This is a genomic window from Paenibacillus sp. OK076 (assembly GCF_900110055.1).
In the GTDB taxonomy this organism is placed as follows: Bacteria; Bacillota; Bacilli; order Paenibacillales; family Paenibacillaceae; genus Paenibacillus.
Genome location: NZ_FOCH01000001.1, coordinates 747121 through 770374, shown reverse-complemented (window position 1 = coordinate 770374; position 23254 = coordinate 747121). Strand labels below are relative to the sequence as shown.

The 23254-nt window shown below is 40.2% G+C and carries 23 protein-coding genes and 3 pseudogenes; 4 read left to right on the top strand and 22 right to left on the bottom strand.

The window, feature by feature from the left end:
• Positions 1–175: 175 nt before the first annotated feature.
• From BMY78_RS03430 to BMY78_RS03420, 3 genes are all read right to left on the bottom strand, one after another.
• On the bottom strand, positions 176–613 hold the full coding sequence (locus tag BMY78_RS03430) for a hypothetical protein (protein WP_090894691.1): 438 nt from the start codon (positions 611–613) through the stop codon (positions 176–178).
• Complete coding sequence (locus BMY78_RS03425; protein ID WP_090894689.1) at positions 600–1001, bottom strand: hypothetical protein; 402 nt, start codon at positions 999–1001, stop codon at positions 600–602. Before BMY78_RS03425 ends, BMY78_RS03430 begins: the two co-directional genes overlap by 14 nt.
• A 97-nt stretch (positions 1002–1098) precedes the next feature.
• Entirely contained in the window at positions 1099–1437 is a 339-nt protein-coding gene (locus BMY78_RS03420) for a tyrosine-type recombinase/integrase (protein ID WP_256221937.1), read from the bottom strand.
• Between BMY78_RS03420 and BMY78_RS03415 the strand changes: the two are divergent.
• Positions 1343–1570: pseudogene (locus BMY78_RS03415) on the top strand (ABC transporter ATP-binding protein); the annotation flags it as partial. The gene BMY78_RS03420 and the pseudogene BMY78_RS03415 overlap by 95 nt on opposite strands.
• Before the next feature lie 148 nt (positions 1571–1718).
• Entirely contained in the window at positions 1719–2144 is a 426-nt protein-coding gene (locus BMY78_RS03410) for an exosporium protein C (protein ID WP_090894686.1), read from the top strand.
• A 228-nt stretch (positions 2145–2372) separates the two neighbouring features.
• Here the strand turns inward: BMY78_RS03410 and BMY78_RS03405 are convergent, their stop codons facing one another.
• The 4 genes from BMY78_RS03405 to BMY78_RS03390 form a co-directional block, all read right to left on the bottom strand.
• Positions 2373–3209 (bottom strand): carbohydrate ABC transporter permease, encoded by an 837-nt coding sequence (locus BMY78_RS03405; protein WP_090894683.1) that lies wholly within the window; start codon positions 3207–3209, stop codon positions 2373–2375.
• Between the two features lie 17 nt (positions 3210–3226).
• Complete coding sequence (locus BMY78_RS03400) at positions 3227–4162, bottom strand: carbohydrate ABC transporter permease (RefSeq protein ID WP_090894681.1); 936 nt, start codon at positions 4160–4162, stop codon at positions 3227–3229.
• 78 nt (positions 4163–4240) lie between these two features.
• Positions 4241–5542 (bottom strand): ABC transporter substrate-binding protein, encoded by a 1302-nt coding sequence (locus BMY78_RS03395; protein WP_090894680.1) that lies wholly within the window; start codon positions 5540–5542, stop codon positions 4241–4243.
• A 432-nt stretch (positions 5543–5974) separates the two neighbouring features.
• A complete protein-coding gene (locus BMY78_RS03390) occupies positions 5975–7099 on the bottom strand; it encodes a GntR family transcriptional regulator (RefSeq protein WP_090894679.1) in 1125 nt (374 codons plus the stop codon).
• A gap of 57 nt (positions 7100–7156) precedes the next feature.
• Here BMY78_RS03390 and BMY78_RS03385 point away from each other — a divergent pair.
• Positions 7157–7364 (top strand): annotated as a pseudogene (locus BMY78_RS03385) (transposase); the annotation flags it as partial.
• Positions 7365–7436: 72 nt separating this feature from the next.
• On the opposite strand, the gene BMY78_RS03380 reads toward BMY78_RS03385, so the two are convergent.
• From BMY78_RS03380 to BMY78_RS03305, 15 genes and pseudogenes are all read right to left on the bottom strand, one after another.
• The gene (locus BMY78_RS03380) at positions 7437–8708 is read right to left on the bottom strand and encodes a Gfo/Idh/MocA family protein (RefSeq protein WP_090894677.1); all 1272 of its coding nucleotides are present in this window, start codon (positions 8706–8708) and stop codon (positions 7437–7439) included.
• A 42-nt stretch (positions 8709–8750) separates the two neighbouring features.
• A complete protein-coding gene (locus BMY78_RS03375; protein ID WP_090894676.1) occupies positions 8751–10376 on the bottom strand; it encodes a type 2 periplasmic-binding domain-containing protein in 1626 nt (541 codons plus the stop codon).
• 41 nt (positions 10377–10417) lie between these two features.
• Positions 10418–11302 carry a carbohydrate ABC transporter permease gene (locus BMY78_RS03370; RefSeq protein WP_090894674.1) on the bottom strand — a complete coding sequence of 295 codons (885 nt, stop codon included), beginning with the start codon at positions 11300–11302 and terminating at the stop codon, positions 10418–10420.
• A 15-nt stretch (positions 11303–11317) separates the two neighbouring features.
• Positions 11318–12280 carry an ABC transporter permease gene (locus BMY78_RS03365; RefSeq protein WP_090894672.1) on the bottom strand — a complete coding sequence of 321 codons (963 nt, stop codon included), beginning with the start codon at positions 12278–12280 and terminating at the stop codon, positions 11318–11320.
• A gap of 627 nt (positions 12281–12907) precedes the next feature.
• Positions 12908–13960: a LacI family DNA-binding transcriptional regulator gene (locus tag BMY78_RS03360; protein WP_090894670.1), complete on the bottom strand. Its 1053-nt coding sequence runs from the start codon at positions 13958–13960 to the stop codon at positions 12908–12910.
• Between the two features lie 161 nt (positions 13961–14121).
• A complete protein-coding gene (locus tag BMY78_RS03355; protein ID WP_090894667.1) occupies positions 14122–14766 on the bottom strand; it encodes a DUF3885 domain-containing protein in 645 nt (214 codons plus the stop codon).
• Between the two features lie 219 nt (positions 14767–14985).
• Positions 14986–15189 carry a DUF3024 domain-containing protein gene (locus BMY78_RS03345; RefSeq protein ID WP_256221936.1) on the bottom strand — a complete coding sequence of 68 codons (204 nt, stop codon included), beginning with the start codon at positions 15187–15189 and terminating at the stop codon, positions 14986–14988.
• A 528-nt stretch (positions 15190–15717) separates the two neighbouring features.
• Entirely contained in the window at positions 15718–16182 is a 465-nt protein-coding gene (locus BMY78_RS03340; RefSeq protein WP_090894662.1) for a VOC family protein, read from the bottom strand.
• 198 nt (positions 16183–16380) lie between these two features.
• Entirely contained in the window at positions 16381–17163 is a 783-nt protein-coding gene (locus tag BMY78_RS03335; RefSeq protein ID WP_090894660.1) for a nucleoside phosphorylase, read from the bottom strand.
• A gap of 92 nt (positions 17164–17255) precedes the next feature.
• Positions 17256–17972, bottom strand: a complete 717-nt coding sequence (locus BMY78_RS03330; protein ID WP_090894657.1) for a ferritin-like domain-containing protein — start codon at positions 17970–17972, stop codon at positions 17256–17258.
• A 241-nt stretch (positions 17973–18213) separates the two neighbouring features.
• Complete coding sequence (locus BMY78_RS03325) at positions 18214–18927, bottom strand: metallophosphoesterase family protein (protein WP_090894654.1); 714 nt, start codon at positions 18925–18927, stop codon at positions 18214–18216.
• 231 nt (positions 18928–19158) lie between these two features.
• Positions 19159–19488 carry a low molecular weight protein tyrosine phosphatase family protein gene (locus tag BMY78_RS33155; RefSeq protein WP_090894651.1) on the bottom strand — a complete coding sequence of 110 codons (330 nt, stop codon included), beginning with the start codon at positions 19486–19488 and terminating at the stop codon, positions 19159–19161.
• Between the two features lie 221 nt (positions 19489–19709).
• Positions 19710–20471 (bottom strand): nucleotidyltransferase domain-containing protein, encoded by a 762-nt coding sequence (locus tag BMY78_RS03315; RefSeq protein WP_090901968.1) that lies wholly within the window; start codon positions 20469–20471, stop codon positions 19710–19712.
• A 194-nt stretch (positions 20472–20665) separates the two neighbouring features.
• Positions 20666–21049: a nuclear transport factor 2 family protein gene (locus tag BMY78_RS03310; protein WP_090894648.1), complete on the bottom strand. Its 384-nt coding sequence runs from the start codon at positions 21047–21049 to the stop codon at positions 20666–20668.
• Between the two features lie 123 nt (positions 21050–21172).
• A pseudogene (locus tag BMY78_RS03305) lies at positions 21173–21728 on the bottom strand (N-acetyltransferase family protein).
• 646 nt (positions 21729–22374) lie between these two features.
• Here BMY78_RS03305 and BMY78_RS03300 point away from each other — a divergent pair.
• Complete coding sequence (locus BMY78_RS03300; protein WP_090894645.1) at positions 22375–23079, top strand: CAP domain-containing protein; 705 nt, start codon at positions 22375–22377, stop codon at positions 23077–23079.
• Positions 23080–23254: the final 175 nt, after the last annotated feature.

The following is a 23254-nucleotide window of genomic DNA, read 5'->3' as shown; positions in this document are numbered from 1 at the left end:
TCTATAAAACGCTTTATCTTATAGCCTGATTGCAGATAACGTTCCTGTATTCATGAACCCCGAAGGGGTTGTCTATTGGAATCCCTCTTTGAGATCCTTCCCGCAGACCAAGGCTCCAAAGGAGACGCAGCGTGAATATTATGTTATAAGATGTCCCTAACTTCCTTGTAATCTCTTAAGTATGATTTTTCTCAATGTATTTTTTAATCATCATCTTAGAAATGTTTTTGCACTTCTCTAGCTCTTGAATTTCAATGATTTTGTTACTACTTCCATGAGCTACAAATTTATTTCTAAAGTTCACTATTTTTTTTGCTTCTTTGCTGTATTCACTTAAACCTAGATCCATTAAAGCTATATCAATTTTCTTTTTAAGTTCAATAAATCCCAAACTGTGTATGTCGGTACAAATTTTTTTTAACTTATCAAGATTATCTTCTTTGTGTTTTACATAATCTTCAAGATTTTTTACTAAAGATTTTAGATTCTCTTCATTAGAAATTTCTTTTTCCTTCTTTCCTTCTTCAAGATATGTATTTGCAATAACTTCTATTGCTTTGAAAAAGTTGAGAAACGCTTCATTATACCATTCTCCGACTTCAATTCCTTTCAAATATGATTGATAGATTATTGGAGTTACTGATCCCTATAAAAATATCATTGATATTTTCCAACTCAGTTTCTGGGAATGGAACTCTTACTGCAACAGCACCAGCTAAAATCGAATCACCAACTAATTGAGATTTTCCATCACCTTTTTCCTGTTGGATATCCATAACATAAAAGTTAATTCTCTTGTTTAAAGTGAATTCCATAGCACTCAAGACATCTTGCAATTTCATTTCACCTTGCTTTTCAGCTTCTTGAATGTCTTGAGCCTCAACTTTCAGTTCAGCATAATTAACCGCATCATCCCGATAAAAGCTGACGTCATTGATGGTGATTTTATTGAAGAAATTCAGATACGACTCAATCTTATATTTCAATTTCCAAAAGTTCATTTTGTATTCTCCTTGTTCATTAAATATTATTAGGGATTTCTCATAACAGCTAATTTATGTACTTCGTAAATACCAAACATTCGGTCACGTATCTGAACTACGTATATGATAACCCATGTTGTGGCATTTTCGTAGAAAAAATTAGGGAAAAAGGAATATTTAGAGAATCACTCAATCCCCATGTCCATCCGATCCAACGGGCTTTGAATACGCTGAATACTTTTCTTACTAACTGCTGAGTTGTTCTCGCTCTTGTATAACCGAGTAGCTCCTGAATGTACCGTAGTTCTGTCCCATTCTCCAGCAAATGAGTGGCGAGGGAGTGCCTCTGGGCATGAATACTTACCTTCGCGATAGCTTTGGTCGGAGAACCTGAATTAATTCTGGCCGATGAGCCGACTGGAAATCTGGAACGAAAAACCGGAGAGGAGATCATGAATCTATTGCAGCAGCTCCAACAGGAAGGAAAAACCGTCATTATCGTAACCCATGATCTGGAAGTCGCCAAAAGATGCAATCGCATCATCGAAATTGTTGATGGAAAAATAAATAAAGATCAGCTTCAATGATAAAAAATAGCACTGTAAGGGAAAAAAAGAAGGCCCCCTCATCCCTATTAGGGAATCAGACGACCTAACACACATCTTATATCATTGTCCAATCACTCTCTATGTGTCCAACATATCTTAAAGATATCAAACAAGAGGAGTTGATATTTTGGTACGTATTCTCGATAAAGCTGCCGTACAGCCGCGCCGTAGGTTCAACTTAGCAAACTCGTTTATTATCCGGCGTTCACCAGCAAGATCTCGCCTTGCAACAATCACTTTACGGATTCCAGTCAATGCTCAACCTAATCGGGTAGATTTAGTAGCAACCGTTGGGGTTCGAGGTGTCACTGGCATTGCGCAAATACTCTTTAGAGTCTTCCGCGATGGAAGAGAGATTTTCAACACCCAACAAGGTATCGAATCTAGTGGTTCTGAACAAAATTATGCAGTTACGTTCCAGGCAGAAGATAGAAATGTAAAAGCCGGTTCTCATGTTTACACAGTCACAGCAGAAAACCTTACTGCAAATACAAGAGCCGATGTTGTTGGGCCTATATCGTTTAGTGGGCTAGCCGTTAAAACGAGAACCTGATACCATTTTCCCCAATTCTCAGCACTTGAATGATAGCCTATAAAAACCTCAATTTTGAGGGAATAAGTACTCTAAGATGGAAAAAGAGATAGAAAAGTAATAAGCAGCTCGTTCTCGTCAGAGGATGGGCTGCTTTTGCTCATGCCTCATCGAAACCCATCTCGCAGGCCAAGGCTCCATCTACACTGAGGTTCCGAATCGCTGGAGCTTTATTCATACAAATGATGTTCAACCTTTTATACCGCTAAATGTAATGCCGCTAATAAACGTCTTTTGAAGGAAAAAGAACAAAACAATAATAGGTAATGTCATCAAGGTGGATACGGCCATTAATAGACCCCATTCGGATCCCTTTTGACTCTGAAATTGCTGCAATCCGAGCGAAACCGTGTAAGATGGTTCATTGGTTAAATAGAGCAAGGGGCCCATGAAATCAGTCCAGCTCCCCATAAATTGAAACAATGCCACCGCTAAAACGGCGGATTTGGCTAGTGGAAACATGATCTGTAAATATATGCGGAACTCACTAGCACCGTCTAAGCGGGCCGCTTCGCGCAGGGCATCAGGCAGTCCCATGAAAAACTGCCGTAGTAGAAAAATGTAAATGGGCACTCCAAAAAATTGGGGTACAATCAGTGGAAGAGATGTTCCTACCCAACCTAATTTAGTAAACAACAGGAATAAAGGAATCATCGTCACCTGTCCGGGAATCATCATAACAGCGAGGGTAACAAAGAAAAGTAAACCTCTCCCACGGTACTCTAACTTGGCAAAACTATAGGCAACCAAGGGACAGGATATGATCACACCAAGCGTACTAACGATTGTTATAATCGCCGTGTTTTTCAGATATGTCCAGAAAGGGATATACTCAACGGCACGGGAATAATTACTCCACAGAATTGGATGAGGAATCCACTCTGGTGGGAATGTAAAGATTTGTGTGAGTGGTTTAAGAGAAGTCGAAAGCAGCCAAATGAACGGAATCATGAAAAATGCAGAAGCAATAATTAGACATACATAGGCTAACGCACGATTGATTCTTTTGATAGCGGTAGGATTCATCCCTTACTTCCTCCTCCTTATTTCCCTTGATAATGAACCCAGCGTTTAGACGTAATAAAAATAATTCCGGTTAATGCCATGACGATAATAAATAAGATCCAGGCCATTGCGGAGGCATAACCCATTTTGAAATACCTGAATCCGTTCTCATATAAATACATGACGTAAAAAGTCATGGAATTTGCAGGAGTTCCTTGCCCTTTGGTCAACGTATAGGGAAGAGTAAACTGTTGAAATGCACCGATCATTCCCATGACAAGGTTGTAGAAAATAACGGGCGTGAGCAAAGGCAGGGTTACCTTTCTCGTTTTCTGAAACCAGTTAGCTCCATCGATTTGTGCTGCTTCATAGTACTCATCAGGGATGTCTCCTAGTCCAGCAAGGTAGATAACGACAGCTTGCCCAATACCCCAAAGCGACATCAAGATGAGCGAAGGTTTGGACCACGCCTCACCACCAAGCCAAGAAGGCCCATCGATACCGATATGCGCTAACATCCCGTTCACCAATCCGAAGTTTGGATGTAACAGCCACATCCACAGTACAGCCAGAGCCACTTGTGGCACGAGAGTAGGTAAGAAAAAGATCGTTCTGAATATAGCCATTCCCTTGACCTTCATATTCAACATCATAGCGAGTGCCACACCGAAAAATATACTTAATGGAACAAAAAATACGGTAAAATAAATCGTGTTGTATATGGATTTCCAAAACAGAGGATCATGAAATAGATCTCTATAATTATTCATTCCGACAAATTCACCAGGCTGCAGAATGCTGTAAGTAGTGAAGCTGAAGTAGATGGACATTAGCATCGGAATTGCATAAAAGCATAGCAGCCCTATAGCCCAAGGTGAAGCAAACAGCCACCCAGTCACGTTAGTTCTGTGGAGTGCTCGTTTCCTTGCCGATGGAATTGCGTTTACTTGAACTGAATCGGCCAGTTTCGCCATGTGCATTCTCCTTCCAATGGTCATTCATGAATAGGCAAGGAGAGAGAGGTACGCTCCACTCCCTGCCTACCGAGCACCCTATTTGGCGTATTTTTCTAAAGCCTTATTAACCGTCTCTGTTACTCTATCCAGGTTCTCTTTCGGAGTACCGTTACCGCGGGTAGCCTTTTCCGTTGCGGAAGCTAACTCATTCCACAACAGCTGTCCTTCAGGAATAACCGGGCGGTTGTGTGAATTGGGCAAAATATTAATAAATTCCTTCATAATCGGATCGTCCTTGTAACCGTATTTGTCGTTAACCGAATCGATAACGGAAATTTGAGAGTCAGCGTTTAATAACGTTTGCCCCTCTTCCTTCCCTAAGAATTCGAGGAATTTCCAAGCAGCAGCGACGTTCTTGGCGCCTTTAGGGATAATAGCGGACCCGCCTCCCGACCATGTCGTAAAATTAGTACCTGTTGGGGTCGGTATTGGTGCAACACCGTAATTTAAATCCGGCTTAAATTTTTCGATACCCTTCACCGTAAAGTTTCCACTTATCTTCATGCTGATTTGACCGGAAATGAACGGATCCATTTCCTCCGTGCCAGCTGCGCTTGTGAATCCGGCAATATCCTCGACATTGTATTTTTTGCCGAAGTCGGTCATCCATTGCAGCGCTTCAACGACTTTAGGATCATTGGCAGTAATTTTGCCGGTGGAAGCGTCCTGGAATTCTCCTCCAAAAGCCCATCCCCAAGTATACAGCCAGCCTTGCGAATACCATGGGATGAACCCGATCCGTTTGAAACGTTTACCTTCCTTGATGGTTAACTTTTCGGCGGCCGCTTCAAGCTCGGCAATCGTTTGTGGTGGTTTGTTGGGATCCAGCCCTACTTCTTTGAAATGATCTTTATTGTAAAATAGCAAGCGAGAGTCCGTATCCATCGGCATTGCATAAAGCTTTCCTTGATAACTGGACTCCTCCCAAGCAAATGGATAATACATTTCCTTGCGAATTCCGGATTCTGCTGCCATCGAGGATAAGTCAGTCAGAGAACCTTGCGCAGCCCAAGTACCGACCTTAAACCGGTCGAAAAGTGCAACGTCAGGAGGATTGCCGCCTGCGACTGCAGTCAGCAGCTTCTGATCGGATCCCTCGCTGGATTCGGTATAAACCAATTTCATTTTGATGGTAGGATTTTTCTCTTCAAATGCCTTCACGACTTTATTCAAATTATCTAAATCAATGGAGGTAAGACCATGCCACATCGTAACCGTTGTATTCCCCCCTCCGGCCTGATCGCTTGAGCCTCCATTCGTTGAGCAAGCGGTTACAAGTAGTGACATAGCCAGAAAGTAAACAAGAATTGGAAATGCGATTTTTTTGGATCTCCTCATTCAAAGTCCCCCTTAAGTTAAATTCATTCGTTTAACTTGAATTCCTATAGAATCCACTCCATTTTCTGATAGTTCCACAATTTATGTAAGCGCTAACAAGATTGATGATATGAACTATTAAAATCAGAAAATGATGAACGAAGTGAATTTTTTATAAGAATTCTACTGGTTATACCAGTTATACTAAGTATATTAATATGACATCATAAAGCATGTCAATTGCAATATTACGACATAAATATTTATGACGTATGGCCATAATTAGATATATAAATCGACGTTTCAAGGTTCGATAAGCTCCCAGGTCTGGGAGGTCCTCCATGCTTCAAAGTTTATATTTCTGATATCAAAAAAAGTGCCGATAAGCCCCTGGGGACTTCTCGACACCTTTAACAAAATGCTTGATTTTGTTGAGCTGCGCTTGTATTAACCCTACCTGTTATTTTTTATGACCATACGATGTTCAATAATGTTCAGCTCGGGAACTGCTGTTCCATGCAACTGAGAGATTAGCATATCCACTGCCAATTCACCCATCTGCTTCTCATCCTGCTTAATATGAGTGAAGATGGGTTGACCCAGGTGATCGTTCAGGGAGTCGAAACAAACAATCTCGAATTCCTCCAGAGATTTCCCCATGGAGTGGATGACCTGAGCCAGCATGGTAGCTATTAGAAATTCCGACGCGACAAACGCCTTTACATCAGGGTGTTGTTTCAAAAAATGCTTTACTGTTTCTTTATCACTTTCAATCGCTGTTCCGTTTATGTTCATGGGAAGGGTGCCCTTCAAGTTCGTCAATACATAATCTTTGTTCAAGTTCATTCCTTCTTGGGTGAAGGCAAACGTATATCCGAGCAGCCTTTCCTCCAATGTTGACGTGTTCTCTTCCGGCGGAGATAAAAAGGCAATTTTTTTATGACCTTTGCTAATCAGATGACGCGTAAGATCCATGGCAGCTTTCTTATTGTCTGTGTATACGGAACAAACCGGAATTCCTTTTAGATATCTATCAGCTAAAACAATTGGAAACCGATCTAATACAAGTCGAAGCAGCTCCGAATTATAGTGTTGGCCATGAATGGGGGTCACGATTAATCCTTTGATGCCTAAACCAATAAATAAGTCGATCGCGCGTTTTTCCTCATCCCGATCCCCGCAAGTTCGCTTGATAATGAGTTGATAATTATGCTCAGCACTCCGCTTTTCCATCGATCTAAGAAGTTGTAGGCCAAACTCGTCAGAAAAATTCGGTATAATAAACCCGATTAACCGCTTATCATCCTCAGGCACCAAGGTCGTTTTCACCTCTGAATAGTGCTTCGGTTCTTGTCCTCCAACTATACCATCGGCCACATATGATCCTTTTCCTTGTATTCGTTTAATAACCCCAGAATCTGCCAATTTCTCCAGAGCCTTTTTAGATGTAATACGACTGACGCCAAATTGTTCAGCCAACTCTTTTTCAGAAGAGACCCGGTCTCCTTCTTTTAATCGACCTTCTTTAATCTCTTGTACAATATAGACATATATCTGCTCGTATAAATGCAATTCCACAAAACCACCCTGACATCATAATATTAATATACTAAGTATATTACACAAGGAGTAATTCGCAAAGTTACTCAGATTACCGGCGAACTTCTGTGGCATGGCGTTTTCCAAGTCTACTGTGTCAGACCTCTGCTTACAGTTAGATCCTATGGAAGGGGCATGGAATAACCGGCCCTTAGTCGACAGCCGATTCCTGTTTATCTTAGTGGATGGGATGGTGGTGAAGATCCGTGAAGAAGGTCGAGTGCATCCTAGAGGCATGATGATTGTACAGGCGTAAAAAAGCTGTCCCTCAAAATATATTCATACCTTGAGGGGCAGCTTATCGATACACTGCTGATTATTTAGATAGCTCTTCCTTCACCATAAGCTGACGGGCATATTCATTCAGATCGATAGACTCGCCCCCGTTCAGCCGTGACTTTTCAGCTGCGAATGCGATCAGATGGCTCCGGACGGAAGCTGCAGCCGATGTCAGGCTCTCCTGGCCGTTATAGTGACGCACCTCATCCAGAAAATTCCTCACAATGCCGCTGTCTCCCCCACCATGACCACTGGTTTGAGAAGGGATTGTGATTTCTGTTTTTTGATGTGTCAAAAAGTCGTACACCGTAATTTGATCTTCCTCACCGCGAAGTTCTCCTTTCGTCCCCATGATCTGGATTCTACGTTCCTGCTCAAATGTAAAGCCGCACATACTGAACATGGCCGTAGCTCCACCTTCAAATTCCATATTCACAACCTGATGATCTACTACATTATTGTCACTCCGGTATACACACCGGCCGTAATCGGTATCACGCAAGCCCTGTATGATATTCGGCTTCGTCAGCTCCTGTGTAAAATGTCCTGCCCAACCCCTGAACGGGTCACTCAAATAAAATCTTGGTGCAGAATACGCGCAGGTTGGTTCTACAGCACAATCCAAGCATCGATCAGCGGAACCTTCCGGTGCATTGCCTTCATGAAAATGTTTAAGAGATCCGAACGAACTGACCTTGAGGCAAGGCTGATCCACGAGCCAGGATAATACGTCCATATCATGGCATGACTTGGACAGGATCATCGGGCTGGATGTGTTGGAATTGTTCCAATTTCCTCGCACGAAGCTGTGGGCAATATGCCAGTAACCCACATTCTCATTCAACTGAATGGAGACAATTTCTCCGATACGCCCTTCTTGTATCACCCTCTTGATTGTATTCCAGAACGGTGTGTACCGCAGCACATGACAGATCGTCAACAGCCGGTCATTATCTCTGGCCGCTTGTTCCATCTCAAGACATTCCTTTGGATCAGGTGACATCGGCTTCTCCAGCATGACATGATATTTCTTATCTAAAGCCTGCATCGTTGGGCCATAATGCATTCTGTCCTGTGTACAAATAACCGCAATATCAGCCAGCTTAGGTTCAGCCAACAGGGGCTCCCAAGTCTCATAACAGTGTTCCGGCGGAATCTCGTGCTTCTCAGCAAATCTTGCTCTCCTCACTGGATCGGCTTCCGCAACTGCAACGAAGGTAAGCTCATGCGGATAATCAAGTGCATAGGGTGCATAGCCACCCGCTCCCCTCGCACCCGCCCCAATCAGGACTGCTTTCAGTTGACTCATATTTGTTCACTCCTTTATGATCTGAAATTACGGATGAACCTTTTAATCCGCTTGGGTATAACGGTCTGCTGCTGACTGATAGATGGCTACATATCGTTCTACGCCCATCTTTTGGAGAGCTGCCACATACTGATCCCAATTGTCAAAGGATTCATTTCCAGTAATGAATTTGTCACGCATTTCATCTACATACGTTTCAATATCCGTCTGGAAAGTGGTCAGATCCCGTTGTTCTTCCTGTGTGAAATTAAACGGAGGCCAAATTTGATCTTGTGGTAAGATGTGAGACTCTGCTTTTTTTGCATTTTCAACCGAAGTTGGCAGACCTTCAGCACCCTTGAAGTATTTCTGCTTCACAAAACCAGGGTAGTATCCACCCGGCCAGATCAGGTATTGACCTACCGCCTGGTCCAGATTAAGGCCATCCGGGTTGTTTTTGATATTGTCGACATAGTCTACGTTACCGTCTGCGTCTTCTTTATACGTCTCATCTTTCCAGCCCATGAAGAACGTCTTGATGCCTTCATCGCTGTAGAAATAATCCATCCAACGGATCATGGCCTCTGGATTTTGGGCTTTATCTGTCAGTACGAACATCCCGATATTACCGAGTGGAGAACCATAGGCGTTGTATGTCTGATCGCCATGAGGACCCTTCAGTACGGGCATGCCAACATAACCTTGCTGATTGTATATCGCAACCGGATCGACATTATCAACGACTCCGATCAGGCCTTCCATACCTTTAGCATCCACTTCGGTACTCTTAACAGATACAATGTCCTGCTCGAGCAATCCGTCCTTGTAGAGCTTATTCACGAACTGCAGCAGCTCCTTGTATTGGGGATCGGTTGGAATAAAGCGTACTTTATCTGTCTGAGGGTCTGTATCAATGTTAATGTTGGAGGTGCCATGATTATTCAACCCAAATGAACCTCTCAGGTAGTTCACCACACCATTCGTTCCCACACCGCCCCAAGCAATCTCGTCCTTTTGCCCGTTGCCGTTCGGGTCCTTTTCTTTAAATGCTTTCAACATATTATAGAAGTCATCTAATGTCTGCGGTTCCTGCAAACCTAATTTATCAAGCCACTCTTTCTTCACCCAAGGTGTTCCGTACAGAACCGACTTGAATTCCGGATCATACAAGGTTGGCAGCCCATATATGTTACCATCCGGCATCGTAATCCCTTTGCCAATAACCGGATATTTCTTCATCAGAGCCTTAAAGTTAGGCGCGTATTGGTCGATCAGATCATTCAGAGGAATGAATGCACCTTGCTTGCCGTATTTCAGCAGATCCGATCTGGAAAACGCCGAGGCGTAGAACAGCTCCGGGTAAGCGCCGCCTGCCAGAAGGAGATTGCGTTTTTCCTTCAAATTATCCTTCTGCACCGTATCCCACTGGATATGAACATTGGACATTTTCTCATACTCTTTCCAGAGTCTGAGATCATTCCAGTCCGCATTGGCAAAAAACTTCCCGGCAAATCCGCTCACTGTAATGGTGTCATTTACGATCGGAAATCCGCTCGCATTGACTTTGCCATTGGCAGCTCCTTTATCTTTGGTACTTCCCGGATCAGTATCCGTAGAATTGCACCCGGCAAGCATCGAAACGGACATCATACAAACCAGAGCGATACTCCCCCACTTTTTGAGCGTCATTCTTATTCCTCCCTTTGTCCCATCGTTAGCCATACAAGGATTCATCCCTTAATGGCACCAATCATTACGCCTTTAACAAAATATCTTTGCAGGAAAGGATAAAGCAGGAGCACCGGTATATTGGCAACGACGAGTACAGCATATTTAATGCCCTCCACTTCCCTTTGCTGCTTAATCGCAGACTCGGTTGACATTTTGACCATATCGTTCGTCTGGCCTTGAATCAGAATCTCCCGCAAAATGAGTTGAAGTGGAAATTTGTTCTTGTCTGACAGATACAACATTGCGTTAAAGAAGGCGTTCCAGTGCCCAACAGCATAGAACAGAATCGTCACCGCTATAATAGGCATGGATAAAGGCAGGATAATCCGGGTTAACGTTTGAATATTGGAGCAGCCATCAATCGTCGCCGCCTCATGCAACTCATTTGGAATCGATTGCTGGAAGAATGTCCGCATAATGATGATGTTCCAGATCGAAACGGCATTCGGAATGATCATGACCCACAATGTGTTTAACATGCCAAGGTTTTTGATCAGCATATAGGTTGGAATTAATCCGCCACTGAAGAACATCGTGAAAACAAACAGGGCCATGATGGCATTGCGGCCTATAAAATCCTTCCGGGATAGCGGATATGCCGCCAGAATCGTCATGACGAGATTAATCAGTGTCCCCACTAACGTATAAATCAGTGTATTGGAATAACCTCTGAGGATATCTTTGTTCTGAAAAATCTTCTCGTAAGAATGGAGATTGATCCCCTTGGGCCATAGGAACATTTCACCACGCAGGACGGCCTGCGGATCACTGAACGAAGCACTTAACACAAAAACAAGCGGGTAGATTACAATGAGCGTAATGATAATTAACAAAAGGTGGTTAATCCCATTAAAAATACGATCTCCTCTCGATTCAACAAGCATGCATCAGCAACTCCCTTACCATAGGCTCGTTTCACTCATACGTTTTGAGATCTGGTTAACAGTAACTAATAAGATGAAATTGATTATGGAGTTAAACAGACCAATCGCCGCCGAGAAGCTGTATTCAGCATCTTGTATCCCGCTCCGGTAAACGTAGGTAGAGATAATGTCCGAGGTTTCTAAATTCAGTGTGTTCTGCATCAGCAGGACTTTCTCGAAACCAATACCCATGATGCTTCCGATATTTAAAATGAACAAAATGATAATTGTCGGCATAATACTCGGTATATTAATATGCCATATCCGCTGCAACCGGGTTGCCCCATCCACTCGCGCTGCTTCATGAAGCTGAGAGTCCACGCCGGCTAATGCCGCCAAATAAATAATCGAGCTCCAGCCCATGGTCTGCCATACATCCGACATCACAAATAAGGTCTTGAACCAGGATGGCTCAGACATGAAATTAATGGGATTACCGCCAAACATACCAATGAAGTGATTAATGATTCCGTATCGCGGCGATAAAAACATCATCATCATGCCTACGACCACGACGGTTGATAGGAAGTGCGGCGCATAGGTTATGGTCTGAACAAATTTTTTAAACTTTTCCGCCCTTACCTCATTCATCAGAAGCGCCAAAATGATAGGGACTGGAAAACCTACCGCCAAGCTGTACAACCCAAGTCCAAGCGTATTTTTAATTAATCTCCAGAAGAAATAACTGTGAAAAAAACGTTCAAAATGTTCAAAACCGACCCAGGGACTTCCCCAGATTCCCTTCGTTGCAATGAAATCCTTAAATGCGATTTGAATGCCATACATCGGCAAGTACTGAAAGACAAGGTAATAAGCAACAACTGGCGAGATTAACAAATAAAGCTGCCAATTTCGTAAAATCGGGTTCCACTTTTGACGTCTTCTTTTCTTCTTTTCATGTACTGCATTCATTGCAGGTTGTACAGTTGTATTGGCCATGAACATCCCCCCCTGGAATTGTCACTACAATTCTGCCTGGCAAAATGTCTTTGTGTTAAACCACCAGCGTCCTTACGCTGCCCGAAGCAGTTCACACCTTTCTTTTTTGATTTCTGATCTTCTTTGATTTCTGAGATTTGATTTAAAGCACTTATATGTTAGAAGTTATTACACAAAGTGAGTGGATAAAGTTATTAAATTGAGTTCATCATCTAACGCAAAGGGATTTGTTTTTTGGATATATATTTGGATATATATTTGGTGATAGTTTGGAATATATTTTATGTGAATTGGTAGGTATCAGTTTGGATAATAGGTTATAAGAGTTTTAGAGGATTCTTGTGTATTTTATATAAACATTGATTTAAAGGGGATAAAAGCGCAATCAAAAATGTGGTTTAAGATATAATCTTAGCTGCTGGCTAAATCCAAAAACATAGAAAATAAAGCCAAATGCTTAATTTCATACATCATAATATAGCCCACAGACGGTTGTCAAACATTTTTTTGGTTTTATTTGGATCATTTTTGGCTAAAAAGACAAGAAAAACCCACGCGGATGCATTTCTCGCAGGTTTTATATTAAAGTTATCTGGATTCATATGTAATATAATATCACACAACTAACTAGTCATTTGTACGATTTGTACGATCATAAACAGATGATTCCCTCACAATAAGGGTGCTGGGCAACAAAACTTTATGGAGAGATGAATAACGTCCTTCCAGATAATCGTTAATTAGTTGCGCTGCCACTTTGCCGATTTCATATTTTGGAACTTGCACGGACGTCAGAGGTGGTGTCGTATACTGCGCCATAGAAATATTATCCATGCCCACGAATGCTATATCTTGAGGAATACGGCCATTTTGTTCAACAACTGCCCGCATGGCAGGAATAGCGAGCATATCACTTGCACAAAAAATTGCCGTTGGCCAATCAGACTTGGGCGTCTCGGTCAGGAGATCCGTCAGTCTGCTGTAGCTGAGATTCACATTCCAGTTGGTGTTGATAATCCAATGTTCATTCAGATTCAGGTTTGCTTCCAGCATGGCAAATTTATAACCGACATACCTTTCTTCGCTCTCTATTTGTTCCGAATATGCGGGGCCACCGATAAACCCAATCCGGGTATGGCCTTGCTCGATCAAATGACGGACTGCTGTGCGGGCAGAAAATATTCGGTCACAGTCAACGACCGGTACAGTAAGCCTTTCGTCATTGAGACTTACACCCAATACAGTGATATTCTCTTGCTCAAGCATCTCAAACAATTTTTCATCGTACCAGCTGATTGCGACTATACCTTGAGTACCCGTTTCCTGAAGCATCATCTTTATCCGTTCGGCGTCACTAAGTTCTTCGCAAGTGCGGACAATTGCTGGAGGCAGCCCCAGTTCCGTCATTTTAACGTGAAAACCAGTCAGTACCTGTGAAAAGTACGGATGATCATCCATCAAAATCTGTGGCACGATACAAGCTATCCGTTTGGCTGAGGTATTCTCTTTGCCAATAGCTTTGGAGGATTCATCCAAAATGTATCCCAACTCAAGAGCAGCTTCCCTAATTTTTCGCTTTGTCCCTTCATTGACCGGTCGATTGGTATCATTGCTGATCGCACGCGAGACCGTTGATATGGATACGCCTACACGTTCTGCGATATCTTTTAATTTTGGCATTACAGCACCTCACCTCGCTCTCTTCATTTGGAGCCAAAATTTATGTTTAGCAATGATCATATCATAATATTGTAATATTTTGGCGTCAATTAAATATGACTTAGACCGATTTATTCGATGGAAATATTTTCAATAATCAATCACGTAGATCAATACTCGCACTATCCCAGAAATACGTTGTTAATACGTTCTCGATCATAATCTAGAATCCAATCGTTATATTCTTTATAGATATCCGTTAGCGCTTCTCTTGATGCTGAAATAACATCGCAACCTCTATCATCATAGATATGAAATATCGTTTTCTTACTTATATTAATGAAATACACCCTATGATAGATCATTGGCTTAATGCCAGCATCATGATTACATATCGCTTTGATTAACTGACCATATTTTAAGTCCTCAATTCTACATTTTGTCCAGTACCTGTACATGTTGTTCCTTGGATCTGGGGTTTCATCCGGTTCACAATCCAAATCTGGAAGTATCTCAAGTCTCAAGGCTCTAATCGGCTCTTTCTTCTTGATATATTTCCTGTACAGGTTCAATTTCTTCACTTTGTGTTTAGGCTTATCTGCAAAATAAGCTTGAGTTATTAATAGAACCTCATCTTCTTGATCATGAAGAGCCTTAAATAATTCAAGCGATCGATGATACACTCGTTCCATGTAATGCTCCTTATTTATTCCAAACATCAGAGGATTGCCAAGTTCGAATCGCATTGAAGTATGCCAATTATAGAAAAGAGGCGGTTCTAAGGTCAGGTTTGGGAAATGCTCTGCCAGGTACGTCTTTAGGTCCATTCTGTGGCCTCCATTTCAAACCTTGTTTGAATCTCTTTAACGAAATTCGATGTCTCTATCATTCTTAATCCCATATCCCCCCAGTAATCTGAGTAAAAGGGAGTTATATTTTGCTTGACAATGTTTTTTCCGTTATACGTACGTAACCATGATTTTGCTGCACGAAGTCTGCCTTCACGATTAAGCCTTTTATGTCTTAGTGTATTATTTTTCTTCAAATTAACCCCAGAACATTCCATTATGACCTTCGTCCACGATCTTGAGCTGTGTTTCAAAATCTTCGTTCTGTTCGATATCATCGATGAAATGCCACTTGCCTTTACTGTCCTGCCAATACACTTTCCTTGCCTTCTCATCCAATCTGAACTGTGCTACCGGCATCTGTACCCATCGATCCGCTTTGAAAGGCTTGTCATTCTTCAATCAACGTCACATGGTTACCTCTGATTTTGTAACCGATCTTTATTTTTCACATGCTCAGCCCACGCATTTTCAGTGTAATGGTCCATAATCTTTTGAATGCGTTTCTTCGTAAAATCATCCATGCTCTCTAACTCTCATGCCTTGATCCGTTTTGCTTTGATTATATCATGTTGTTTTCTCCGATTTAAATGATGCTTTACTTGTAAAAGGTAAAACGGGACGCGGCTTATGCAATGCAAGCCGTGTGAGGATGAGGTGCTGCGCCTGATGGGGCAGCTCCTCACGGGGTTGCACCGCGTGCATTAGCGCGGTGCTCATGCTGCCATCACGAGCACACTTCCGTGATGGCAGCACTTGGTGCATCACGATCGCTGCACCGTGATGCCAAAATTTGCGTGCATCCACCATTGCTACGCTGTGTGATGCATGCCAAAAAGCGCCACGATTGCATAGCCGTGGCGCTTCCTCCTGTGCATGATGTCATCTGATGCCGGCACTTCTTTTGAAACATCCCAATAAATAAGTTCTTTAATTCATCTCTTTCAAAAGGTCTTCCCACTCTTCTATTGATAATTTATTGGATATATTCTTTAAGTTTTCAGGGACACTTACAAAACACATTAATTCTAAACTGTTTCCATCTGGATCATTGAAGTAGACTGAGGCATTTCCCTGATTAGGCCTGATAAATGGATTTATTGAATCTCTTTTTCCAAATGGAACTGGCTCTATTTCAATTGTTTGAAGCCATTTCACACTGTCTCGAAGATCTTCATAACTCACTCGAAATGCTATATGCCTCAATGATGGATGATAAGAAGTCATATACTCTTCGCCTTGCCATAGACCCACCCAACTCTTGTCTTTTTCAATCCAGAAGAAAGCTGTATCTTCATCTCTCCAGGCCAGCTCTAATCCTAATTTAGAATAAAATTCGATTGATTGCTGTAAGTTGCTCACTGGTAAATGTGCTTCATACAATCCAAGTATCATGTTTTTCTCCTTTCAATCTTGCCGGTTTCAGATAACGTTGGTGTATTCCCGACGCCCCACCGACTTAAGCCACGTTAGGGGCCAACAGCGTGAATACGTTGTTATATATTGTATCCACCTTCATATTTACATTTAACTCTTGGTTGTCTATTAGCATTTCCCTTTTAATAATTAATCAATGGATTATAGCTATTCCATTTATAAAGCACTGCATATCCGCAATGATATTTGAACAAGGTTTAATCTTATTTCTGATCTGCTATTCCAACTTCGACTATCCCATTCAACACCACTTAAATCATCACCGCCATACAAGATAATACCTAATTTCACATTTCTAAATTGTGAAACAGCCATAAATGCTGCTGCTTCCATTTCTACAGTTACACACCCTTCTGCTTTCCGCAACTCAACCTTTTCTTTAGTCTCTCTGTAAAATGAATCTGTCGTCCAAGTTTTGGCCTTTATATACCTTATATTATGTATATTAAAATCGTCCTCTATGATTTTTAATACCTCTAGATTACATTCAATTTCTCTTGATGGCTTAATGTAATGGTATGATACCCCTTCATCTCTCACTGCAGAGTCTGGTACTATTACATGTCCAACAGCAATGTCTTTTTGTAATACACCTGCACCACCACACACTATAAATTTCTGAAAACCATAGGCTATCAGTTCTTCTAAGAATCCTGCTGAACCTGCAGCTCCTAAATACCCCAAAGTAATATGTACTTTTTTTCCTTGATAATATGTTTCATATATTGGCAAATCTACAGTCTCGCAATGTAGACATGCAACTTCTTTCAACTTTCCCTCCGTTTTCATCTTTTCAATTACATCTCTAAAAAATGTTATGACACAGTATTCAAATTCTTCTTTTGGATTGATAAAATTAGTTGCTTCTATTATTGCAACTCGCGATTCATCAAATTCCAATATCGGGAATTTTTTACTATCAATTTTTTTGCTCTCCATCTCAACTTACCTCCAAAGGAATTAAATTTTTTTATTATTTCTTTGCGGCTATTACATATAACGTTACTGTATTCACGACGTCCCAACCTCTACTATGAATTAGCTATAATCTTCTTTGTTAAGTTAAACTCATGACGGCATTCATAGTAATAACTTTTGAGTTTATATCCCCCAGCTTTAAATACAGACTTATGTTGATACCACACTATAATTAGCGTTCCTTCAAAAAGGATTCTACGAAGGATATAAACTATTCTGTTAAAGAGAGCGCTTCTATTTTGAGCAAATTGTTGAAGTGTTTCGGATTGAAACTGAACATGTTTCTCTTCATCACTTAAAATCTGATTACATAAATCTATTAATACTTCTGACTTTGTAGATTTTTGCAAGGCTTTATAGTACAACTTAGCAATGATCTCAGCAGTTAATAGAACAATGACTGATTGCTCTAGACTCGCATATCGACGTAATCTTCTAAATACATTGTCCACCCAATGTCTACGAAGAAGTGGGATTCCCTGTACCTTCATAAATCTGCCTAGATCTCTAGCGTGCCTCTGTTCTTCTTTAATGAATTCTATAAGTGCTTCATAGTAATCCTGATCTTGTGTCTGATGTACATATTCTTGCGCACGTTTAATTAGATATTTACCTTCAGAGTTTTCTCCTAATTGAAACTGTTGAATTGACTTAATGATTATTTCTCTTTCATTAGTTGTTAATTTATAGTTGTCATCCCAATGAATATATTTGAGATTTTGATTATTTCTTCGATAATATTGCACCCATTTCGAGAAAGTGATATTCATTATTTGCTCCTAAAATGTAATAGGTTTATGTCAGATAATCTTCGTGTGTTCACGACGTCCAACTCCCTTAAGCCCGAATGATGGCCGCGATGTGGTAGGGAGTTGGAGGTGTCCGGCTGATTCCACTTCCCTGCTGCTGCCAATTACTTCTCCGAATCCTCATCTAACTCCTGCCGGACCAAGGGCCGAATGACTCGAAGCATGAATATGGCGTTAGGTAATATCTTCCAAATTATTCATATCACTTCAAAACCTTTATCTGTTCTGTAATATAGGATCCTTCTTGGAAAATCAAACAATTTAATTGCATCCCATATGCGCATCCGCCATCGATTCCTATCTTGTCATCACTAAACCAAATATCTGATGTGCCATGGATGTCTATTGTTTTTGTATGCCCAAAAATAATTTTTTTGTTTAGATCAAAGCTAGCTCGAATAAATTCATCCTTAATATACATAAAGTCATGTTCAGGCTGGTTCTTCCAATCAATAAAATTGGGATTCAAACCGGCGTGAACATAAATGTGATCTTTGTCTTCGTGATAAAAAGGTAGTTTACTTATATAGTCAATGTGATGATAATAATGAGTTTTTATAAATTCTATCGCCTGGTTCAGGATCTCATCAGATATTTCTTCATTATTTATATCACAATAACTTTGGAGCGTTTGTTTCCCTCCGTGTTCTAGAAACTTTGATCTTACCGTTACGCTATCACTGTTTATCAAATCAACTAATCGTTGGTCATGATTACCTCGTAAGGCAATTGCGTTATGATTCATTACTAGTTGGATTACTTTATCAACTACTTCTTTACTGTTAGGCCCTCTATCTACATAATCACCTAGCAAAATCAACTTATCCTTAGTAGAGTTGTATTCGGTAAGTTGCAATATCTGATCTAACTGATCGATACATCCATGAATATCGCTAATCATAATTGTACGCTTCATAGAATCTCCTATTTTATCAATGTTTTTAGTTCTTGGGGTTTTCAGTTAACGTTCCTGTATTCATGAACCCCAAAGGAGTTGTCTGCTGAAATGCTTCTCCGAATCCCTTCTCGAAGACCAAGGCTCCATCGGAGCCGCTGCCTGAATATTATGTTATAAGATGTCGGGGGCCCCCTTGAGCTACTTACAAAATGCTCTTTTTTCGTACTCAGTTGCTTTTGTTCTTAACTATTATTCTGGTACTTCAACGTATTCCGATAGTCTAGATTTCAATATCTCTATTAATTCTTCATCCATATATTCATAATCATCCGATATATTTAAGCATACCAAACGTTTGTTTATTAGTTTATTTGAGAATTTATCTTTAAGTCTTCTTACATGTTTTTTCTCCATTACAAAAATCATTTCTGCCCATCCAACGTGTCCTTCAGTGACTCTAATTCTAGCTCCCTCTTCTGTTCCAGCAGATCGCACTTGATATCCATTGTATCCATCAAAAATCTTCTCTGCTGTTAAGCTGCGCCATTTGTTTCGACTACAAATAAATAGTAATTTAATGCTTCGTCACCTATCTCATATCTATTTTTTTGTTTTATTATAGCACCTGAATTTAAGCAATTATCCCGATTTCTTATAACGTATTGTATTGACAACGTCCTGGCCTCGCTGCTTATAGTTGTGAGGCTTGCCGAACTCCTAATGCAGTCACGTCCCGACGGGCTTAGGGGGCTGAATGTGGTCACTCGCTTCTCAAAGTGGCCTGGAGCGTCAATATGGTATTAGCCAAGGGGATTTCTGGAAGAAGCCATTGCATTTAAGGCATTCTCAAAATAGCTATATACTTCATCTGCAATTCCCAGAAACTCTTCGACAAGTACATCACTATCCAAGTAACAAGCATACAGATACTCAACTAAAGCGGAGTCAATCTCGCAATAGTTTAATATGCCATTCTTCATCTCAATCATGTCATCTTGCCATACACCTGTATCTACTAAAACCAAAGAGTATAATGCACGAATTAATCTCTTAGAGTAACCTTTAATATATCTAGTTTTCATTGTGTTATCACTAGCACTAGAAAGTAAACGATGTATACGATCTACTTCCTCCTTGGTCTCTGTATTTAAGTCTAATATGAACTCAGGAGAAATAACTATCGGGGGTACTTTTTCACCAACGTCATCACCATATATACAAACACAAATGATCTTAACCCAAAAACCCCACTCATTTGGTTTACTTAATACATCGTCAATCGAACAAATGGTCGTATCAATCTTAGTTAACACTGGATATTCTTCCAAAAGCCTGTCTTTAATATTTGACAATCTTTCGTAATCAATATCTTTGGGATTTGCACATACAATAGTAAAGTCTGCATCTGACTTAAAAGGTGTAGCAGTTCCTTTGGGAATCGAGCCACACATATAAATGCTATGAATCTTACCTTTAAATTCGCTAAGCATAAGATCTACATACTTATCAACAAAATCCTTATATTCATTTTGTATTGTAATTCTATTTATAACTTTTCTAATATCATATAGAATCCTCCTAAAATAAGAACTTCTTTCGGCTAACGTTGTGTATTCATGACGCTTGGCGAATGCCAAGTGTGTCCGGCAACCTCTGCTTCCCTGAAATACTTCTGCAGGACCGAGGGCGTATGCTCGATCCGTGAATATATTGTTATCTGATTTCAGGGTAATCTATGAATAACTTTCATAATGTTTCAACTATGATCTTCAATCAGTATTAACTTCTTATCTTTCATTTGAAATATTGATTTCCCTTGAAGTTTTAATGTTTCTCCTGCCTTCATTCCATTAGGGAGATCACTGGACAATATTCCCTCATAATCAATGTCAACCTCTGCTTTATCTCCTGCGAAAATAATGTTCTTTATTACTTGACGCCTTTGAGAAAATACCTGAATTGACTGCTCTGCTAATGTGCGAAATTCCTGAATCCCCTTTGTTTCCGAATTCACTTCACCTTTAGAAATGTTTCGAAAATGAATATTTTCTTTCAAAACTCCTATCATTCCATCAATGTTAAACGTGTTATATGCGCTCAGGTATTTTTCAATAAGATCTTTTAAATTTGAGTTCTCCAAGTCGAATCACACTCCTAGATTTTGATATTACTTATTTGTCCTGATTTTAGATAACGTTGCTGTATTCACGAATCCGAGAGGCTCAAAGGAACGTAGCGACTGGGTCCGTCAGGACCTAGCCTCTCAGTGGTTGTCGCCTGAGTCCGCTTCCGTTCTACTGAATTTCGCTAAAACCTCATCAATGTTATCCCATTCATAAATTAATTCATTTAGAACTTTTCCTCCGATTATTATTTGAATTGATTTACATAATTTAGCTCCATAATGTTCATAGAAATATCGTGTCTTATTATCTTCTAGAACTTCAACAAATATCTTTTGATAGCCTAAAAATTTAAATTGTAGAAACAGTTGTTTAAGTAATTCTTTCCCTAAACCTCTTCCATGATATTCCTTAAGTATGTATATAGATGTTAAATCACTAGAATTGGCTACTATATTTGTTTCTCTCTTCCAAGAATCTGCAAATCCAATAATTTCTCCTTCTGGGTTTTCTGCTATAACTACAAAATTATCTTCTCTTTCAATATTTTTAATCCATAATTCAGTTCTTTTTTTTATATGATAGATTATATAAGAATTCATCTGGAATAATACCTTTGTAAGTTGTTCTCCAACTATCCACATAAACTTTTGCAATGCCTTCTGCATCATTAATCGTTGCTTTTCTTATTTGCATAATAACCACCTCATAAGATTAGTTAAAACGAATATTTCAAGCACTTAGCCATAACTGTATATAATGCGTAGCATTATACAGTTCCTATCTTGTAATTTATTTACGATGATTTCTCATAACTTTCTTGTATTCACGAAACGCCCCGGCCTTAGATAGCTCTTATCTTAGGCTGGGGCGTTTGTTGACTGAGATTTCTTCCATGATTATACATCTTTCAATCAAGGGACGATAGCCCTACAGCTTGAATACTGTGTTAAACGCAGTTTCTGGCTTCATCGAATTATCAAATATTTGCTTTCAGTTTGTTTTATATGATGCAGCATATGGTTTATATTCTATAAAATTGTCTATTAGTTTGAAATAGATTCTCCCAATTATCCATCGAAATACTCCAATCATCAGGAATCCCATTGAAATAGATATCATTCATCCCGTGATGCATTTATGACCCGATATGGCTTTCTTTATCCATAACCATTCGCAACACGCTTTCCTCGAGACACAAAAAAAGACAAGGCTATCTAAACGGTATCGATCATAAAAAAGTACTGGATAAGGAGAGAAGCATATTAGGAATAAGTAAATGGCATACAGGAAAACATAAATCCGGGAACTTCATTAACTAACGGATCTAGGAGGTCGTCAAATGGCAAAGTTTTTCGTTTTAATAATATTATTATTGGTGGCAGGCTGTTCGTCCCATAACAATATGATGCAAAAACAAGTGACTCCTGAGCAAAAACAAATTTCAATTCATGATCATGCTGCACCAAACTCTGTCCTCACACAGGCATCATCAACAGCTACATCGTGGCAAGAGAGATCTATTACAACAAAAGAAGCCCAAAATGGAATTCCATTAGATTTGTTGGATCTGGTTCGAACACCGGATGGAAATCCAGTAAACCAGGCACCTGCAGGAAATCCTGAAAATAAGGAGCCAACAGGACAAGTACAGGAAGGTAAAAAAAATACTACGGATAAAACCGATTTTGAGCAGCAGGTTATGGATCTAGTCAATCAAGAAAGGGCCAAAACAGGATTAAGTTCCTTGAGTAGGAATGAAGAATTGTCAAATGTGGCTATGGTCAAGGCACAGGACATGTACAACAACAGTTACTTTGATCATAATTCGCCAACACATGGATCCCCCTTCGATATGATGAAGGAATTCGGGATCACATATAATACCGCTGGAGAAAACATCGCAAAAGGGCAAACCTCCCCTACCCAGGTTATGAAGGAGTGGATGAATAGCCCTGGCCACAAAGCAAATATACTGAATAATAGTTATACTCATATCGGTATTGCTTATTATAACAACACATGGGTCCAGGAATTTACTGGGTAGCGCCTTTCATCTCCCAACAATAAAGTATCAAAAGCCCGCAATTTATGTCGGGTTTTTGATACTTACAGATCCTGCATACGCCACCAGTTGTTTTGTTTCCTCGAACCGGATTAAATCGTAAATATTATCCATATTCATCTTATTTGCATTAATTTCACCTACCGTTTTTACGTGA

What these genes read in the sequence shown, in the direction of transcription:
- BMY78_RS03425 (WP_090894689.1), bottom strand. Translation starts at nt 1,001, where the DNA reads ATGAACTTTTGGAAATTGAAATATAAGATTGAGTCGTATCTGAATTTC.
- BMY78_RS03420 (WP_256221937.1), bottom strand. Translation starts at nt 1,437, where the DNA reads ATGATCTCCTCTCCGGTTTTTCGTTCCAGATTTCCAGTCGGCTCATCG.
- BMY78_RS03405 (WP_090894683.1), bottom strand. Translation starts at nt 3,209, where the DNA reads ATGAATCCTACCGCTATCAAAAGAATCAATCGTGCGTTAGCCTATGTA.
- BMY78_RS03400 (WP_090894681.1), bottom strand. Translation starts at nt 4,162, where the DNA reads ATGGCGAAACTGGCCGATTCAGTTCAAGTAAACGCAATTCCATCGGCA.
- BMY78_RS03395 (WP_090894680.1), bottom strand. Translation starts at nt 5,542, where the DNA reads ATGAGGAGATCCAAAAAAATCGCATTTCCAATTCTTGTTTACTTTCTG.
- BMY78_RS03380 (WP_090894677.1), bottom strand. Translation starts at nt 8,708, where the DNA reads ATGAGTCAACTGAAAGCAGTCCTGATTGGGGCGGGTGCGAGGGGAGCG.
- BMY78_RS03375 (WP_090894676.1), bottom strand. Translation starts at nt 10,376, where the DNA reads ATGACGCTCAAAAAGTGGGGGAGTATCGCTCTGGTTTGTATGATGTCC.
- BMY78_RS03370 (WP_090894674.1), bottom strand. Translation starts at nt 11,302, where the DNA reads ATGCTTGTTGAATCGAGAGGAGATCGTATTTTTAATGGGATTAACCAC.
- BMY78_RS03365 (WP_090894672.1), bottom strand. Translation starts at nt 12,280, where the DNA reads ATGGCCAATACAACTGTACAACCTGCAATGAATGCAGTACATGAAAAG.
- BMY78_RS03360 (WP_090894670.1), bottom strand. Translation starts at nt 13,960, where the DNA reads ATGCCAAAATTAAAAGATATCGCAGAACGTGTAGGCGTATCCATATCA.
- BMY78_RS03355 (WP_090894667.1), bottom strand. Translation starts at nt 14,766, where the DNA reads ATGGACCTAAAGACGTACCTGGCAGAGCATTTCCCAAACCTGACCTTA.
- BMY78_RS03340 (WP_090894662.1), bottom strand. Translation starts at nt 16,182, where the DNA reads ATGATACTTGGATTGTATGAAGCACATTTACCAGTGAGCAACTTACAG.
- BMY78_RS03335 (WP_090894660.1), bottom strand. Translation starts at nt 17,163, where the DNA reads ATGGAGAGCAAAAAAATTGATAGTAAAAAATTCCCGATATTGGAATTT.
- BMY78_RS03330 (WP_090894657.1), bottom strand. Translation starts at nt 17,972, where the DNA reads ATGAATATCACTTTCTCGAAATGGGTGCAATATTATCGAAGAAATAAT.
- BMY78_RS03325 (WP_090894654.1), bottom strand. Translation starts at nt 18,927, where the DNA reads ATGAAGCGTACAATTATGATTAGCGATATTCATGGATGTATCGATCAG.
- BMY78_RS03300 (WP_090894645.1), top strand. Translation starts at nt 22,375, where the DNA reads ATGGCAAAGTTTTTCGTTTTAATAATATTATTATTGGTGGCAGGCTGT.